The 14,977-nt window shown below is 61.6% G+C and carries 15 protein-coding genes; 4 read left to right on the top strand and 11 right to left on the bottom strand.

The window, feature by feature from the left end; translation table 11 throughout:
- The first annotated feature begins 193 nt into the window (after positions 1–193).
- Positions 194–2,122, top strand: coding sequence for a PhoX family protein (locus PQV96_RS12505; RefSeq protein ID WP_207373069.1), 1,929 nt, complete (start codon positions 194–196; stop codon positions 2,120–2,122).
- 84 nt (positions 2,123–2,206) lie between these two features.
- On the opposite strand, the gene fghA is transcribed toward PQV96_RS12505, so the two are convergent.
- From fghA to PQV96_RS12450, 11 genes are all read right to left on the bottom strand, one after another.
- Positions 2,207–3,070 (bottom strand): S-formylglutathione hydrolase, encoded by an 864-nt coding sequence (gene fghA, locus PQV96_RS12500; RefSeq protein WP_273623102.1) that lies wholly within the window; start codon positions 3,068–3,070, stop codon positions 2,207–2,209.
- 115 nt (positions 3,071–3,185) lie between these two features.
- The gene (locus tag PQV96_RS12495) at positions 3,186–4,301 is read right to left on the bottom strand and encodes an S-(hydroxymethyl)glutathione dehydrogenase/class III alcohol dehydrogenase (protein WP_142084659.1); all 1,116 of its coding nucleotides are present in this window, start codon (positions 4,299–4,301) and stop codon (positions 3,186–3,188) included.
- 34 nt (positions 4,302–4,335) lie between these two features.
- Positions 4,336–4,602: a metal/formaldehyde-sensitive transcriptional repressor gene (locus tag PQV96_RS12490; protein WP_044397595.1), complete on the bottom strand. Its 267-nt coding sequence runs from the start codon at positions 4,600–4,602 to the stop codon at positions 4,336–4,338.
- A gap of 250 nt (positions 4,603–4,852) precedes the next feature.
- Positions 4,853–5,191: an ankyrin repeat domain-containing protein gene (locus PQV96_RS12485; protein ID WP_207373067.1), complete on the bottom strand. Its 339-nt coding sequence runs from the start codon at positions 5,189–5,191 to the stop codon at positions 4,853–4,855.
- A gap of 637 nt (positions 5,192–5,828) precedes the next feature.
- Positions 5,829–7,139, bottom strand: coding sequence for a citrate synthase (locus tag PQV96_RS12480; RefSeq protein ID WP_066695491.1), 1,311 nt, complete (start codon positions 7,137–7,139; stop codon positions 5,829–5,831).
- 57 nt (positions 7,140–7,196) lie between these two features.
- Positions 7,197–7,517 carry an FAD assembly factor SdhE gene (locus PQV96_RS12475; RefSeq protein ID WP_066786571.1) on the bottom strand — a complete coding sequence of 107 codons (321 nt, stop codon included), beginning with the start codon at positions 7,515–7,517 and terminating at the stop codon, positions 7,197–7,199.
- Between the two features lie 18 nt (positions 7,518–7,535).
- Positions 7,536–8,240 carry a succinate dehydrogenase iron-sulfur subunit gene (locus PQV96_RS12470; RefSeq protein WP_044397589.1) on the bottom strand — a complete coding sequence of 235 codons (705 nt, stop codon included), beginning with the start codon at positions 8,238–8,240 and terminating at the stop codon, positions 7,536–7,538.
- Between the two features lie 25 nt (positions 8,241–8,265).
- Positions 8,266–10,074 (bottom strand): succinate dehydrogenase flavoprotein subunit, encoded by a 1,809-nt coding sequence (sdhA, locus tag PQV96_RS12465; protein ID WP_066695481.1) that lies wholly within the window; start codon positions 10,072–10,074, stop codon positions 8,266–8,268.
- Between the two features lie 22 nt (positions 10,075–10,096).
- Entirely contained in the window at positions 10,097–10,462 is a 366-nt protein-coding gene (sdhD, locus tag PQV96_RS12460; protein WP_273623101.1) for a succinate dehydrogenase, hydrophobic membrane anchor protein, read from the bottom strand.
- Positions 10,463–10,526: 64 nt separating this feature from the next.
- Positions 10,527–10,961, bottom strand: coding sequence for a succinate dehydrogenase, cytochrome b556 subunit (gene sdhC, locus PQV96_RS12455; protein WP_066695475.1), 435 nt, complete (start codon positions 10,959–10,961; stop codon positions 10,527–10,529).
- Positions 10,962–11,095: 134 nt separating this feature from the next.
- Positions 11,096–11,881: a GntR family transcriptional regulator gene (locus PQV96_RS12450; protein WP_066695470.1), complete on the bottom strand. Its 786-nt coding sequence runs from the start codon at positions 11,879–11,881 to the stop codon at positions 11,096–11,098.
- 198 nt (positions 11,882–12,079) lie between these two features.
- On the opposite strand from PQV96_RS12450, the gene PQV96_RS12445 reads away from it, so the two are divergent.
- From PQV96_RS12445 to PQV96_RS12435, 3 genes are all read left to right on the top strand, one after another.
- Positions 12,080–13,066 carry a malate dehydrogenase gene (locus tag PQV96_RS12445; protein WP_066695468.1) on the top strand — a complete coding sequence of 329 codons (987 nt, stop codon included), beginning with the start codon at positions 12,080–12,082 and terminating at the stop codon, positions 13,064–13,066.
- A 187-nt stretch (positions 13,067–13,253) separates the two neighbouring features.
- Positions 13,254–14,267: an HpcH/HpaI aldolase/citrate lyase family protein gene (locus PQV96_RS12440; RefSeq protein ID WP_273623100.1), complete on the top strand. Its 1,014-nt coding sequence runs from the start codon at positions 13,254–13,256 to the stop codon at positions 14,265–14,267.
- A 22-nt stretch (positions 14,268–14,289) separates the two neighbouring features.
- Positions 14,290–14,919 carry a hypothetical protein gene (locus tag PQV96_RS12435; protein WP_142084653.1) on the top strand — a complete coding sequence of 210 codons (630 nt, stop codon included), beginning with the start codon at positions 14,290–14,292 and terminating at the stop codon, positions 14,917–14,919.
- The last annotated feature ends 58 nt before the right edge of the window (positions 14,920–14,977 follow it).

The raw sequence follows: 14,977 nt of genomic DNA, 5'->3' as shown, positions 1-14,977 counted from the left end.
ATCAATTTTCGATTGAGCAGCTTCACTGCTCTGTGCCCGTTCTGCGGCAGGAGGCAAGAGGCAGGGCGCCCTCGTTGCGCCATGCAGAAGTCTATCTTTTGCAGGGGCCTGTCATGCCTTGGTCACACGCCGCGCCTACAAATGCGGCGCGCGCTGCTACCCCGGCGGCGCAGTCACAACCAAGTACTGCACGATGGCAAAAGACTTTTCCCTGATGGAAGACAGCAACCGTTCTTCCAACCCCAGCATCCATGAGGTGTCCGACCCTTCGCGCCGCACCTTGCTGCGGGGCGGTCTGGGTGCGTTGGCCGGTAATTTTCTGGCGCCGCTGAGCACGGTGGCCGGTGCGGCTGCGCTGGTGGGTTGTGCCACCCCTGGCTCTGGTGCTGGCCCCCTGCTGGGCTTCAAGAGCGTAGCTCTTTCCACGGCCGACACGGTGACGGTGCCCGAGGGCTACACCGTGCAGGTGATTGCGCCCTGGGGTGACCCGGTGGGCATGTCTGGCGAAAACGCCGCATTCAAGGACGACGCCAGCAACACAGCCGCTCAGCAGGAAACGCAGTTTGGCATGCACCACGACGGCATCCACTACTTTGCGCAAGAAGGCTCCAAGGTGGGCCTGCTGGCCATGAACCATGAGTATGTGGACCACGGTCTGCTGTTCCCCGACGGTGCAGCCAACTGGAGCCTGGAGAAAGTGCGCAAGTCGCAGGCCGCCCATGGCGTATCGATTTGCGAAGTGCAGGAAAAGAACGGCAAGTGGGAGGTGGTGACCCCCTCGCCCTGGGCGCGCCGCATCACCGCCAATACGCGCACCCAGCTCAGCGGCCCCGCCGCAGGCCATGCGCTGATGAAAACCGCAGCCGACCCGCAAGGGCGCTCGGTGCTGGGCACCCTCAACAACTGCGCCAGCGGCATCACGCCCTGGGGTACGTACCTCACGTCTGAAGAAAACTTCATCAACTACTTCAGCGGTGGCGACACACTCAGCGCCCACGAAAAGCGCTGGGGCCTGAAGAAGGGCGGCTCCGGCTACCGCTGGCATGAGTTTGACGCGCGGTTCGACGCCACCAAGAACCCCAACGAGCCCAACCGCTTTGGCTGGATTGTCGAGATTGACCCCAACAACCCCAGTTCCACCCCCATCAAGCGCACGGCCATGGGCCGGGGCGCGCACGAAGGCGCCACCGTGGCCGTCACGCGTGACAACCGGGCCGTGGTCTACATGGGCGAAGACGCACGCTTTGAATACATCTACAAGTTTGTGAGCCGTGATGCCATCAAACCCGGCGGTGCAGCAGCCAATGCCACGCTGCTGGACCACGGCACGCTGTACGTGGCCCAGTTCAACGCCGACGGCAAGGGCCGCTGGATTGCACTGACCCATGGCGAAGGCCCGCTCACAGCCGCCAACGGCTTTGCTGACCAGGGCGAAGTGCTGATCAAGGCACGCCAGGCCAGCGACCTGCTGGGCGCCACCAAGATGGATCGCCCCGAGTGGATTGCCGTGGACAAGCAGGGCTGGGTCTACACCACGCTGACCAACAACAGCAACCGCGGCGGTGCCAACCAGCCCGCCGTGGATGCGGCCAACCCCCGTGCCAACAACACCCAGGGCAACATCATTCGCTGGAAGGAAGACGGCGACTTCAGCGGCCAGACTTTTGCCTGGAACCACTTCGTCATGGCGGGCGACCCCTCGCTGCCTCGCGCCGAGGCCAAGGGCAACATCAAGGGCGACATGTTCTCGTGCCCTGATGGTCTGTGGGTGGACGGCCGTGGTGTGCTGTGGATCCAGTGCGACATGTCCACATCGGCCATGGGCAAGGGCGACCTGAAGAACTTTGGCAACAACATGATGCTGGCTGCCGATGTGAACACGGGCGAAGTGCGTCGCTTCCTGGTTGGCCCGGCAGGCTGCGAGGTCACGGGCGTGACCACCACGCCCGACGGCAAGACCATGTTCGTCAACATCCAGCACCCCGGCGAGCCTGCCAATGAGCTGACCGACCCGAAGAACCCCCGTGCCGTGTCCAACTGGCCCGAGAAGAAGGCCAACGGCCGCCCCCGCTCGGCCACCGTGGTCATCCGCAAGGCAGACGGCGGCGTGGTGGGCACCTGACCCGCGCTGGGCGCTGAGTAAAAAAGGGCTGCCCCTTGCGGGACAGCCCTTTTTGCCATTGGAAGGCGGTACGAAACAGCCCGTTCAGGCCGCTACGCCCAGGCCCTTGGCGTGGTGCCGCAGGTGGTCGTCGATGAACGTCTGGATGAAGTAGTAGCCGTGGTCGTACCCTGCGTGGCGGCGCAGCGTGAGGGGCTGGCCAATCTGCGCGCATGCTGCCTCGAACAGATGGGGGTGCAATTGCCCTTCCAGAAACTTGTCCGCCACGCCCTGGTCGATGAGGATGCCGCCAGGGTAGGGCGCCAGGGGCTGGTTTTCCATCAGCACGGTGGCGTCATGCTCACCCCAGCTGGTGCGGTCTGCGCCCAGGTAGCCGGTGAACGCCTTCTCGCCCCAGGGGCATTGGGTGGGCGCGCAGATGGGCGCAAACGCCGAGAGGGTTTTGAACCGCCCAGGGTGGCGCAACGCCAGGGTGAGCGCGCCGTGCCCGCCCATCGAGTGGCCAAAAATACCCAGGCGCTGCGCGTCGATAGGCAACTGTGCCGTGCACAGCGGCAGCAGTTCGTTCATCAGGTAGCTTTCCATGCGCCAGTGCGTGGCCCAGGGTGCCTGGGTGGCGTCCAGGTAAAAACCTGCGCCCACGCCAAAGTCCCAGCTCTCGGCTTCGCCGGGCACGTTGGCGCCGCGCGGGCTGGTGTCGGGCGTGATGAGCGCCAGGCCCAGTTCGGCTGCACGGCGCTGGGCGCTGGCCTTGGTAGCGAAGGTCTCTTCGGTGCAGGTCAGCCCGGCCAGGTACAGCAGGGCCGGGACAGGGCCCTGGCTGGCCTGGGGCGGCAGGTACACCGCAAATTTCATCGGCAGGCCGATGGTGCCCGAATCATGGCGGTAGAAGCGTTGCTCACCGCCAAAGCAGGCATGGCTGCTCAACAGTTCTAGATGGGTGGACATGGGTTGCTCACAAAAGAATAGCTGGTAGCGCTTGCTGAATAAGGGTTTCAAGGGCTTTATACCTTGAATGCTTATCCAGCCAGCGCAAGGCGCTCTTGTTTTTGTAGTGCCTGGGTCAGGCTGCGTACTTCACCACCGAGCGGATGGACTTGCCTTCGTGCATCAGATCGAACGCGGTGTTGATCTCTTCCAGCCCCATCGTGTGGGTCACGAACGGTGCCAGCTGGATCTTGCCGGCCATGGCGTCTTCCACCATGCCGGGCAGCTCGCTGCGCCCCTTCACGCCGCCAAAGGCCGAGCCCAGCCACTTGCGGCCGGTGACGAGCTGGAAGGGGCGGGTGGAGATTTCCTGGCCCGCGCCGGCCACGCCGATGATGACCGACTGGCCCCAGCCACGGTGCGCGCATTCCAGCGCGGCGCGCATCACGTTCACGTTGCCAATGCACTCAAAGCTGTGGTCCACGCCCCAGCCTGTCATCTCCACAATCACTTGCTGGATCGGCTTGTCGAAGTCCTTGGGGTTGACGCAATCGGTGGCGCCAAACACCTTGGCCAGGTCGAACTTGGAGGGGTTGGTGTCAATCGCGATGATGCGCCCGGCCTTGGCCAGCTTGGCACCCTGGATCACAGCCAGGCCAATGCCGCCCAGGCCAAACACGGCCACCGTGTCGCCTTCCTGCACCTTGGCAGTGTTCTTCACGGCGCCCAGGCCCGTGGTCACGCCGCAGCCCAGCAGGCAGACCTGCTCGGGGTTGGCGTTGGGGTTGACCTTGGCCAGCGACACCTCGGCCACCACGGTGTATTCGCTGAAGGTGCTGCAGCCCATGTAGTGGTAGATGGGCTGGCCGTTGTAGCTGAAGCGCGTGGTGCCGTCGGGCATCACGCCCTTGCCCTGCGTGGCGCGCACGGCCACGCACAGGTTGGTCTTGCCGCTCTTGCAGAACAGGCATTCGCCGCATTCAGCGGTGTAGAGCGGGATCACATGGTCGCCCGGCTTCACGCTGGTCACGCCTTCGCCCACTTCCACCACGATGCCGGCGCCTTCGTGGCCCAACACCACGGGGAACAGGCCTTCTGGGTCTTCGCCGCTCAGGGTGAAGGCGTCGGTGTGGCACACACCGGTGTCGGTGATCTTGATAAGCACCTCGCCTTTTTTGGGCGGAGCGACGTCGATCTCGACGATTTGCAGGGGTTCTCCGGCTTTGAAGGCAACGGCGGCGCGGGATTTCATGGGGTGGTCCTTTCAGTGAGTCGGGATAGGCGGTTTATTTGAGGTATGACCGCAGCAGCGCCAGTGTTTCATCCACGGCCTGCTGCGACGGTGCGGGTTTTTCTGCCAGCGTTTCGCGCACATGGCTGTCCAGCAGGTCGGCCATCAGTCCGTGCACTGCGCCACGCATGGCCGCCAGCTGCTGCAGGATGGGGGCGCAGTCTGAACCGGCCTCCACCGCGCGCTCCAGCGCCTCCGCCTGGCCTTTGATGCGGCGCAGGCGGGTGATGGCGCGTTGCTTGTCTTCAGCGGTGTGGGGCATGGGGCATTCCGTTCTGGCGCCTCTCAATCATCGATCAAGAGGTGTACTGGGTGGTAGTATAAATTGCTAGCGCAAACTACATAAGCGCTAGCCTGGGTAAAAGTGGGGTTACTAGGGGGGAGTACGAGCGTGTCTTTGCAAAAAGACGTAAGGGTGCATTCGGCAATCCTCGCGGTTCCGCGCCTGCCGTTGGTGGGTGGTTGCTCTGCTACCCAGCCCGCCTGTAGGCGCAAGCGGGCGGGCTCTGCCTCTACCAACCCAGCCAGCGCTTCCAGAAGTTTCGGGCAGGCCGGGCGGCAACCCCCATGCGGTTCAGCTGTTCTTTGAGGCGCCGAAGATCGCAGGTGGCCAGCAGATCCATGGGCGAAGCGCCATCCACCTCAGACACACGCAACGGATTACCGCCGCGCTGCAAGATGAAGAGCGCCACTTCTTCCCGCTGGTTGCGTATGGCTGCTACCAGCGGCGTGGAGAAGAACTCTGGGTGGGCATAGTTCACATCAATGCCTGCTTCGATGTAGTGCCGCACCAGGCGCATATCGCCATCACAGACCGCCTGGTAAAAGCGCTTCCAGTCACCTGCGGACATAGGAACTTCCTCCATGTTGGGTTTGGCTGTGGGCAGGGCCATAAGTCATGCTGGCGCGCTGGTCCCATGGGGCCGGGGGCGGTCAGCGTGTCCAGCGATCCATGCCTAGCTTATGCCGTAAAGGCTGCATTCTGCGGTGCACTGAAGGCTGGCGCGGTGATGGAAATCCCTTGGAATATTCGGCGCTTAAGGGTGTCCTGCAAAACCCTCGCGAGTCGGTGGTGGTGCGGATCGGGATAGGCTGCAAGGCGTCTTTTTGCAGCCAATAGCCGGGCTATTGGCAAGAAAAGCAACGCAGCGGACTGCCCGAGGCCGCGCTATCACGGACCGCAGGGAGTTATGCAGGACATCCTTAAGACTGCGCCGTGGGCACTTTCGGCAGTGTGGCGTGGACTGCTGCGTTGCAAAGACTCGCCACCGTCGTTGGAGTTACTTCGCTCAACGGCTGGCGGTTCCGAGGGATGCGCGGTGCTCTTGGCCCGCAAGGTTCCTGCCAATCACCCTGGGGTCATTTCCCTGGTCTGAACCCCATCGCAGGCTCAAAAGAAGCGGCAGCAGGCGTAAAAAAGCCCGCAGGGGGCACCTGCGGGCTTTGGAGTTCAGGCCTGGGCGCCATGCGCGCCAGGCACTTGACCGATCAGCGCTTACTGATAGGCAGCACGTCTCGGCGCTCAGCACCGGTGAACAGCTGGCGTGGGCGGCCGATCTTGTACTCGGGGTCGCCAATCATTTCGTTCAGTTGGGCAATCCAGCCCACGGTGCGTGCCAGCGCGAAGATGGCAGTGAACAGCGACACGGGGATGCCGATGGCGCGTTGCACGATGCCCGAGTAGAAGTCCACGTTGGGGTACAGCTTGCGCGACACGAAGTAGTCGTCTTCCAGCGCAATCTTCTCGAGCTGCTTGGCCAGCTTGAACAGGGGGTCGTTTTCCAGGCCCAGTTCCTGCAGCACTTCGTTGCAGGTTTCCTGCATCAGCTTGGCGCGGGGGTCGTAGTTCTTGTACACGCGGTGGCCAAAACCCATCAGCTTCACGCCAGAGTTCTTGTCCTTGACCTTCTCCATGAACTCGCCGACCTTGGCCACGCCACCGTTGCGCTGGATGTCTTCCAGCATGTTCAGGCAAGCCTCGTTGGCGCCACCGTGGGCAGGGCCCCACAGGCAGGCCACGCCCGCAGCAATCGCTGCGAAGGGGTTGGTGCCCGACGAGCCGCACAGGCGCACGGTCGATGTGGATGCGTTTTGCTCGTGATCAGCGTGCAGGATGAAGATGCGATCCAGAGCGCGTTCGAGCACAGGGTTGACCTTGTACTCTTCGCAAGGCGTGGCAAACATCATGCGCATGAAGTTGCCGGCGTAGCTCAGGTCGTTGCGTGGGTAGATGTAAGGCTGGCCCACGCTGTACTTGTATGCCATGGACACCAGCGTAGGCATCTTGGCGATCAGGCGAATCGCGGCGATTTCGCGGTGCTCTGGGTTGTTGATGTCGGTACTGTCGTGATAGAACGCAGACAGACCGCCCACCAGACCGGTCAGCACAGCCATGGGGTGCGCGTCACGGCGGAAGCCACGCAGGAAGAACTGCATCTGCTCGTTGACCATGGTGTGGTTGGTCACGCGGCTGGTGAAGTCCTTCTTCTGGGCTTCGTTGGGCAGGTTTCCGTACAGCAACAGGTGGCAGGTTTCCAGGAAGTCGCAGTTCACAGCCAGCTGCTCAATGGGGTAGCCGCGGTACAGCAGCTCGCCCTTGTCGCCATCGATGTAGGTGATGGCGGACTGGGTTGCAGCTGTGGACAGGAAGCCGGGGTCATAGGTGAACATGCCCGTTTGTGCATACAGCTTGCGGATGTCGATGACGTCCGGGCCGATGCTGCCCTGATAGACCGGCAGGTCCACGCTGGGGCTGCCGTTGGAGAACGACAGGGTGGCTTTGTTGTCAGCTAGCTTCATTGTTACTTTCCTTAGGTTTGCCGATGTCAATCCGGTCTAGAGAGCGCCCTGCGTTTGTCAGGCCCGCAGGGCAGGGGTGCCGCCACTCAAGCGCAGCATGCTGAGTACTTCGTTCACTTCTGCGCTGGCCAGTGTCTCGTCTGGTTCGCGGCGGCAGAGCAACAGGTCCAGCAGGTCGTTGTCTGCCAGGGCCATGAGCGCCGCCAACCCCTGAGCATGGCGTTGCTTCAGCTCAGGTTCGAAACGTTTGAAGAACTGCTGAATGAACAGGTCGTTCTCCAGCAAGCCGCGCCGGCAGCGCCAGTGCAGCTTGCTCAGTTCGCGCTCTGTCAGCAGCTCGTCGGCTGCTGCAGGCGCTGTGGTGGCGATATCGCTCATGGTGAGGCCCTGAAAGGATCAGATGGCGCGGCGCACCATCAATTCCTTGATCTTGCCGATGGCCTTGGTGGGGTTCAGGCCCTTGGGGCAAACGTCCACGCAGTTCATGATGGTGTGGCAACGGAACAGGCGGTACGGATCTTCCAGGTTGTCCAGGCGCTGGGCTGTGGCTTCGTCGCGGCTGTCGGCGATGAAGCGGTAGGCCTGCAGCAGACCAGCGGGGCCCACGAACTTGTCGGGGTTCCACCAGAAGCTGGGGCAGCTGGTCGAGCAGCTTGCGCACAAGATGCACTCGTACAGGCCGTTGAGCTCTTCACGCTCTTCGGGGCTTTGCAGGCGCTCACGATCAGGGGCCACGAGATTGTCGTTAATCAGGTATGGCTTGATCGAGTTGTACTGCTTGAAGAACTGCGTCATGTCCACGATCAGGTCGCGGATCACTGGTAGGCCGGGCAGGGGCTTCAGAACAATCGTGCCCTTGAGGGTGTTCATGTTCGTCAGACAGGCCAAGCCGTTCTTGCCATTGATGTTCATGGCGTCAGAACCGCAGACGCCTTCGCGGCAGGAGCGGCGGAACGACAGCGTAGGGTCTTGTTGCTTCAGCTTGATCAAGGCGTCCAGCAGCATGCGTTCGTGGCCGTCGAGTTCGATCTCGATGGTCTGCATGTAGGGCTTGGCGTCCTTGTCCGGATCGTAGCGATAGATTTGGAATGTGCGCTTCATGATTCTGCTCTCGTGGGGCTACTGTTTAGAACGTCCGGACCTTGGGTGGAATGCTTTCCACTGTCAGGGGCTTGAGGTTGACCGGCTTGTAATCCAGGCGGTTGCCTTCGCTGTACCACAGGGTGTGCTTCATCCACTCCTGATCGTTACGGCCCAGTGGGAACTCTGGGTGGTCGGCAGGATGCTCGTAGTCGTACACGGTGTGGGCGCCACGGCATTCCTTGCGGGCAGCGGCAGAGACCATCGTGGCCTGCGCCACTTCGATCAGGTTGTCCACTTCCAGGGCCTCGATGCGGGCGGTGTTGAACACCTTGGACTTGTCTTGCAGAGTGACGCTTGCCACGCGATCGCGCAGCTCGGCAATCTTCTTGACGCCTTCGTCCATGCTGGCCTGGGTGCGGAACACGCCAGCGTGCTGTTGCATCGTGGCGCGGATGTCGCCGGCGAGGGTTTGGGCGTAGGTGCCGCTCTTGGAGCTTTCGAGCTGGTTCAGGCGTTCCAGCGTGCGGTCTGCCGCGTCGGCAGGCAGTGGCTTGTGCTCTTTGTTCTTGTTGTTGAACTCAACGATGTGGCGGCCAGCGGCCTTGCCGAACACCAACAGGTCCAGCAGCGAGTTGGTGCCCAGGCGGTTGGCGCCGTGCACGCTCACGCAGGCACATTCACCCACAGCGTACAAGCCGTTCACCACGGAGTTGTTCACACCGTTCTTTTGCTCCACGACCTGGCCGTGGATGTTGGTGGGCACGCCACCCATCTGGTAGTGGATGGTGGGAACCACGGGGATGGGTTCCTTGGTGATGTCCACGTTGGCGAAGTTCACGCCGATTTCGTACACCGAAGGCAGACGCTTGTGGATGGTTTCCGCACCCAGGTGATCCAGCTTGAGCAGGATGTAGTCCTTGTTCGGACCGCAGCCACGGCCTTCCTTGATTTCCTGGTCCATGCAGCGCGATACGAAGTCGCGGGGAGCCAAGTCCTTCAGGGTAGGCGCATAGCGCTCCATGAAGCGTTCACCATTGCTGTTGAGCAAGATGGCGCCTTCACCGCGGCAGCCTTCGGTCAGCAGCACGCCGGCACCGGCCACGCCGGTGGGGTGGAACTGCCAGAACTCCATGTCTTGCAAGGCGATGCCAGCACGCGCTGCCATGCCCAGGCCGTCACCGGTGTTGATGAAGGCGTTGGTAGATGCCGCGAAGATACGGCCTGCGCCACCCGTGGCCAGCAGCACGGTCTTGGCTTGCAGGATGTGCAGGTCGCCGGTTTCCATTTCCAGGGCGGTCACGCCGACCACGTCGCCGGATTCGTCGCGAATCAGGTCCAGAGCCATCCACTCCACGAAGAAGTTGGTCTTGGCCTTGACGTTTTGCTGGTACAGCGTGTGCAGCATGGCGTGACCGGTACGGTCAGCGGCTGCGCAGGCGCGTTGCACAGGCTTTTCGCCGTAGTTGGCGGTGTGGCCGCCGAAGGGACGCTGGTAGATGGTGCCGTCGGGGTTGCGGTCGAACGGCATGCCGAAGTGTTCCAGCTCGTACACCACCTTCGGTGCTTCGCGGCACATGAACTCGATGGCGTCCTGGTCGCCCAGCCAGTCAGAACCCTTGATGGTGTCGTAGAAGTGATAGTGCCAGTTGTCTTCGCTCATGTTGCCCAGCGAGGCAGACACGCCACCTTGTGCGGCCACGGTGTGCGAGCGGGTGGGGAAGACTTTGGACAGCGAGGCCACGTTCAGGCCTGCACGGGAGAGTTCCAGCGCGGCACGCATGCCCGAGCCGCCTGCGCCGACGATGACTACGTCGAACTTGCGCGTGGTGATGTTGGCTTTTGTATAGCTCATTTTGTACCTTCAATCGCGGGAATCAGAGACGCCACAGAACCTGGATACCCCAGCCAGCGCAACTGACCAGCCAGACAATGGTGAAAACCTGCAGGACCAGACGCAGGCCCACGGGCTTGATGTAGTCCATGAAGATGTCACGGACGCCCACCCACACGTGCCATGCCATGGCCACGATCACGGAGAAAGTCAGAACCTTCATCCATTGGGCAGAGAAAATGCCGGCCCACAGGTCGTAACCGATGGGGCCCTTGGAGGCCACGAGCTGGACCAGAACCACGACGGTGAACAGAACCATCAGGGCGGCGGTGACGCGCTGGCTGAGCCAGTCGCGAAGGCCATAGTGGGCGCCGACGACCGTGCGCTTGGAGCCGTAATTGACGGACATATTGGTTTCCTTTTTTGTGGGGGCTATGGTGCCTTCAATGGCACGCACGCCTTGTTGTTTGAAATCAGTACAAGCCGAAAAGTTTGGCGCCCAGTACCAACGTCAGGCCGATGCTGACTGCCAGTGTGAAAACGGCGGAAGTCTTGCCGAATTCCTTGGTCACGGCGTCGTGGCTGACGTCCATCCACAGGTGGCGCAGGCCGGCGATGAGGTGGTGCATGTAGGCCCAGATCAATGCCAGAACCACGAGTTTGATGAACCAGCCGGGGACAAAGCCCAAGCCCGCATTGAAGGCTGCTTTGAATTTTCCGAAAGAGATTTCCGACGACAGCGAGGTGTCGAACATCCAGATGACAAAGGGCAGCAGCAGGAACATGATGGCCCCGCTGGCACGGTGCAGGATCGAAACCCATGCTGCTGGTGCCATGCGATAGGTCGTCAAGTCCTTGAAGGCATTGATGTTGCGGAATTCAGGCCGTTTTTTGGCTAGTTCAGTCATGTCTGGTGCTTTCGTGGATGTAACTGCTCTGTAATTGGAAGATGCAAACAACACAAAATTCTATTGCAATGCAACAACCGCGCTTTTGTATCGGGATCAAAAATCGACGTTTGTAATCAGGTGCCAGCCTGCTGTCAGCTCAGTTCGTTACGGTAATGGTGGGTGTCGGTTCGGTAGAGGCCACGTCGTAACTCCATGGGAACATCGTTATAGGTGTAAGCGATGCGCTCCACACTCAACAGGGGGGTGGCTGTGGTGACCTGTAGCAATTGGGCCTGCTCTGCATCGGGCAGCACGGCGCGAATCTTTTCTTCGGCACGCACCATGCGTACTCCGAAATCCATCTCGAACATGGCGTAGGTGGGGCCTTGGTAGTTGGCCATCTGCTCGCCCGTCAGTCCTTTGAAAGCGTGGCCGGGCAGCCAGATGTCTTCCAGAATGGTTGGAACACCGGCAAAAGACAAGATGCGTTTGGCCTGCATGACGGGGTCACCGCTGCGCAATGCCAGCACCCGTGAAATGTCGGCGCTGGCGCGCACGCGGCGGCATTCGATCACGGAGCGCTGGGCCGGACCTTCCACGCTGGCATCGCCAGTATCGGGTAGCAGCTTCAGGAACCGGTATTGGACATGTTGCTCGGCGTGGGTGGCAACAAAGGTGCCCTTGCCTTGCCTGCGCACCACCAGGTTTTCGGCAGCCAGTTCATCAATGGCCTTGCGCACGGTGCCTTGGCTCACCCGAAAGCGTGCCGCCAGCTCCATCTCGCTGGGAATCGATTCCCCAGGCTTCCACTCGCCTTGCTGCAGGCTCTGCAAAATCAAACCCTTGATTTGCTGGTACAGCGGGCTGAACGCAGGCGTCGGCAACCCGGCGCCTTGAGGGGCGGGCGAATTGTCGGCAGCGAACGGGAGCGAGGACATGGGCAGGTGGTTGGGCGGGATGGGCGGTGAACCGCAGCGCTCGCAATCATATCTTATATAAGACATAAGACAAATTGACCGAGGCCATGAAACGGGGGTAAACTCCAAGGCTGTTTGCGGGGCACGGGCTGCTGGTAACAGGCGCTGGTGCTGCGTTGCACCTTTACCTGTTTTTGTCACTTCCTGGAGTTTTTCACCATGAGCAAGAAGCCTGTCCGTGTTGCCGTTACTGGCGCCGCTGGTCAAATCGGTTACGCACTGCTGTTCCGCATCGCCTCCGGCGAAATGCTCGGCAAGGATCAGCCCGTCATCCTGCAACTGCTGGAAATTCCTGACGAAAAGGCCCAGAACGCACTCAAGGGCGTGATCATGGAGCTGGAAGACTGCGCCTTCCCTCTGCTGGCTGGCATCGAAGCCCACAGCGACCCCATGACCGCTTTCAAGGACACCGATTACGCCCTGCTGGTGGGTGCCCGTCCTCGCGGCCCAGGCATGGAGCGCGCTGACCTGCTGGCTGCCAACGCCCAGATCTTCACTGCCCAAGGCAAGGCTCTGAACGCCGTGGCTTCCCGCAATGTGCGCGTGCTGGTGGTGGGCAACCCCGCCAACACCAACGCCTACATCGCCATGAAATCCGCTCCTGATCTGCCAGCCAAGAACTTCACCGCCATGCTGCGTCTGGACCACAACCGCGCTGTTTGGCAAATCGCCGCCAAGATCGGCTGCGCTGTGGGCGATATCGAAAAGCTGGCCGTGTGGGGCAACCACTCGCCCACCATGTACGCTGACTACCGTTTCGCTACAGTGAACGGCAAGTCCGTGAAGGACACCATCAACGACCACGACTGGAACGTCAATACGTTCCTGCCCACCGTGGGCAAGCGCGGCGCCGCCATCATCGCAGCCCGTGGCCTGTCGTCGGCTGCCTCGGCCGCCAACGCTGCCATCGACCACATGCGCGACTGGGCCCTGGGCACCAACGGCAAGTGGGTCACCATGGGTATTCCTTCCAATGGCGAATACGGCATTCCCAAGGAAGTCGTGTTCGGTTACCCCGTCACCTGCGAAGGCGGCGAATACAAGATCGTCGAAGGTCTGCCCATCGACGCATTCAGCCAAGAGTGCATCAACAAGACCCTGGCTGAGCTCGAAGGCGAGAAGGACGGCGTCAAGCACCTGCTGTAAAGCACGTAGTCGCTAGCGCTTTGTGGCGGGCGGTTTGAGGGTTTTTGGCCTCTAGCGCCCGCCAATCAAGCGCTAGCAGCTCTCAATTTGAGAGCGGTGAGAGACATGCTGTGGCCCTTGCTTTCGATTTGCAGTGGCCACACGATTTTTCTCCCCCTGGGCATTGCACATAGCCCTGTAGCTGATGATGGACGCACTCCACCCCCGTGAAATACTGCTCGGCGCCCAGGCGGGTGGTCAGGCATTGCCTGTGTGCGATCACTACAGCGGTGTGGAAGCTCGCATGCGCAAGAGCCTGCAGATGCAGGCTGAGCTGACCGAAGAGTTTGGCGCTTGCGTGGTAGACGTGACGCTGGATTGCGAAGACGGCGCTCCGGTGGGGCAAGAGGTGGAGCACGCCCGCCTGGTGGCTTCGCTGGCCTCGGGTGCCTCGGCCACTGCCCGGGTGGCAGCGCGGGTGCACGCCACAGACCACCCCGCTTTTGCAAGCGATATCGACATCATTGCCGGCGCGGCCGGTCAACGCCTGTGTCACATCATGGTGCCCAAGGTGGAAACGGTGGACGACGTGGTTGCTGCCGAACAAGCCTTGCTGCGTGCAGGCGCCACCCATTTGCCTTTGCATGTGCTGATTGAATCGCCCTTGGCGGTATCACACGCTTTTGAGATCGCATCCCACACCCGGGTGCAGAGCATCAGCTTTGGGTTGATGGACTTTGTCTCCTCCCACGGCGGCGCCATTCCTGCCCACGCCATGACATCGCAGGGGCAGTTCGCCCACCCTCTGGTGGTGCGTGCCAAGCTGGAGATTGCAGCAGCCTGTCATGCCTACGGCAAGGTGCCCTCGCATTGCGTGGTGACGGAATTCACCGACCCTGCCGCGATGCAGGCTGCGGCCCAGCGCGCATCCCAGGAACTGGGTTACACCCGGATGTGGAGCATCCATCCGTCGCAGATCCGCCCCATCCTGCGTGCGTTTGCGCCGGCGTTGGCTGAGGTGGAAGCGGCGGCGCGCATCCTGCTGGCAGCCCAGGCCGCCCAGTGGGCCCCCATCAGCCACGATGGGGTGTTGCATGACCGGGCGAGTTACCGCTACTACTGGCAGTTGCTGGAGCGTGCGCACTACACTGGCGTCGCGCTTCCTTCCTCGGTGGGCCACTGGTTTGATGTGGTTACGCCCGTGAGCCACGTTACTGCATGATTTTTACTGGAGCTTTGACGCCATGAAACAACTTTTCGCCTCCGCTCTCCTGCTTTTGGCGCCTGCTTGGGTGATGGCCCAGGGTTCCGGCGCCGCAACGCCTGCCAAGCCTGCATCGGCCAAACAGGCGACGGCGGCCAAGGCCAAGCCCGCCAACACCACCAAATCCTCTACCGCTGCGGCAGGCAATGGCAAGACTGTAGTGGCCAAGGCCCAGCAGACCAGCAGCCGCACCCAACTCAAGAGCGCGGCCAACCAGGTGGCTACCGGCATCATCGCCGCAGAGGCTGCACTGTCCCCCGAAGAGTTGGCCATTGCCGAGCGTGTGCATGTCGGGCGCATCGCCTGCGAACTGGGCGCTTTCGTCAATGTCTCAGCCGACAAGGCCAATCCAGGCCACTTCCAGGTCGAAGGCAAGGGCTTCAAGTACCGCATGATTCCCGTGGCGACCACCACGGGTGCGGTGCGTCTGGAAGACACCAAGGCCGGCGCGGTCTGGCTTCAAATTGCCAACAAGTCCATGCTGATGAACCAGAAGCTGGGTCAGCGCATGGCAGACGAATGCATGAGCCCCGAGCAGTTTGTTGTTGCTGAAGCCATCAAGAAAGCGCCCCCGCAGAGCGTTTTTGACGCCCCCAGCGGCAGCAAATAAGAACCTTGAAAACGCAGCACTTTCTTGCCCGGCCAGTGGGCAGGGAGGTGCGCTGTTG

This window comes from Acidovorax temperans (assembly GCF_028596105.1).
Taxonomy (GTDB): domain Bacteria; phylum Pseudomonadota; class Gammaproteobacteria; order Burkholderiales; family Burkholderiaceae_C; genus Acidovorax; species Acidovorax temperans.
This window is presented reverse-complemented; position numbering and strand designations above follow the sequence as displayed.

Bases quoted from the DNA above. Each gene is read 5' to 3' on its own strand.
- PQV96_RS12490 (WP_044397595.1), bottom strand. From the start codon at position 4,602: ATGCCCCACACCGCTGAAGACAAGCAACGCGCCATCACCCGCCTGCGC.
- PQV96_RS12480 (WP_066695491.1), bottom strand. From the start codon at position 7,139: ATGAAGCTAGCTGACAACAAAGCCACCCTGTCGTTCTCCAACGGCAGC.
- PQV96_RS12435 (WP_142084653.1), top strand. From the start codon at position 14,290: ATGAAACAACTTTTCGCCTCCGCTCTCCTGCTTTTGGCGCCTGCTTGG.
- PQV96_RS12450 (WP_066695470.1), bottom strand. From the start codon at position 11,881: ATGTCCTCGCTCCCGTTCGCTGCCGACAATTCGCCCGCCCCTCAAGGC.
- PQV96_RS12440 (WP_273623100.1), top strand. From the start codon at position 13,254: ATGGACGCACTCCACCCCCGTGAAATACTGCTCGGCGCCCAGGCGGGT.
- sdhA (WP_066695481.1), bottom strand. From the start codon at position 10,074: ATGAGCTATACAAAAGCCAACATCACCACGCGCAAGTTCGACGTAGTC.
- sdhC (WP_066695475.1), bottom strand. From the start codon at position 10,961: ATGACTGAACTAGCCAAAAAACGGCCTGAATTCCGCAACATCAATGCC.
- fghA (WP_273623102.1), bottom strand. From the start codon at position 3,070: ATGTCCACCCATCTAGAACTGTTGAGCAGCCATGCCTGCTTTGGCGGT.
- PQV96_RS12505 (WP_207373069.1), top strand. From the start codon at position 194: ATGGCAAAAGACTTTTCCCTGATGGAAGACAGCAACCGTTCTTCCAAC.
- PQV96_RS12475 (WP_066786571.1), bottom strand. From the start codon at position 7,517: ATGAGCGATATCGCCACCACAGCGCCTGCAGCAGCCGACGAGCTGCTG.
- PQV96_RS12495 (WP_142084659.1), bottom strand. From the start codon at position 4,301: ATGAAATCCCGCGCCGCCGTTGCCTTCAAAGCCGGAGAACCCCTGCAA.
- PQV96_RS12470 (WP_044397589.1), bottom strand. From the start codon at position 8,240: ATGAAGCGCACATTCCAAATCTATCGCTACGATCCGGACAAGGACGCC.
- PQV96_RS12445 (WP_066695468.1), top strand. From the start codon at position 12,080: ATGAGCAAGAAGCCTGTCCGTGTTGCCGTTACTGGCGCCGCTGGTCAA.
- sdhD (WP_273623101.1), bottom strand. From the start codon at position 10,462: ATGTCCGTCAATTACGGCTCCAAGCGCACGGTCGTCGGCGCCCACTAT.
- PQV96_RS12485 (WP_207373067.1), bottom strand. From the start codon at position 5,191: ATGTCCGCAGGTGACTGGAAGCGCTTTTACCAGGCGGTCTGTGATGGC.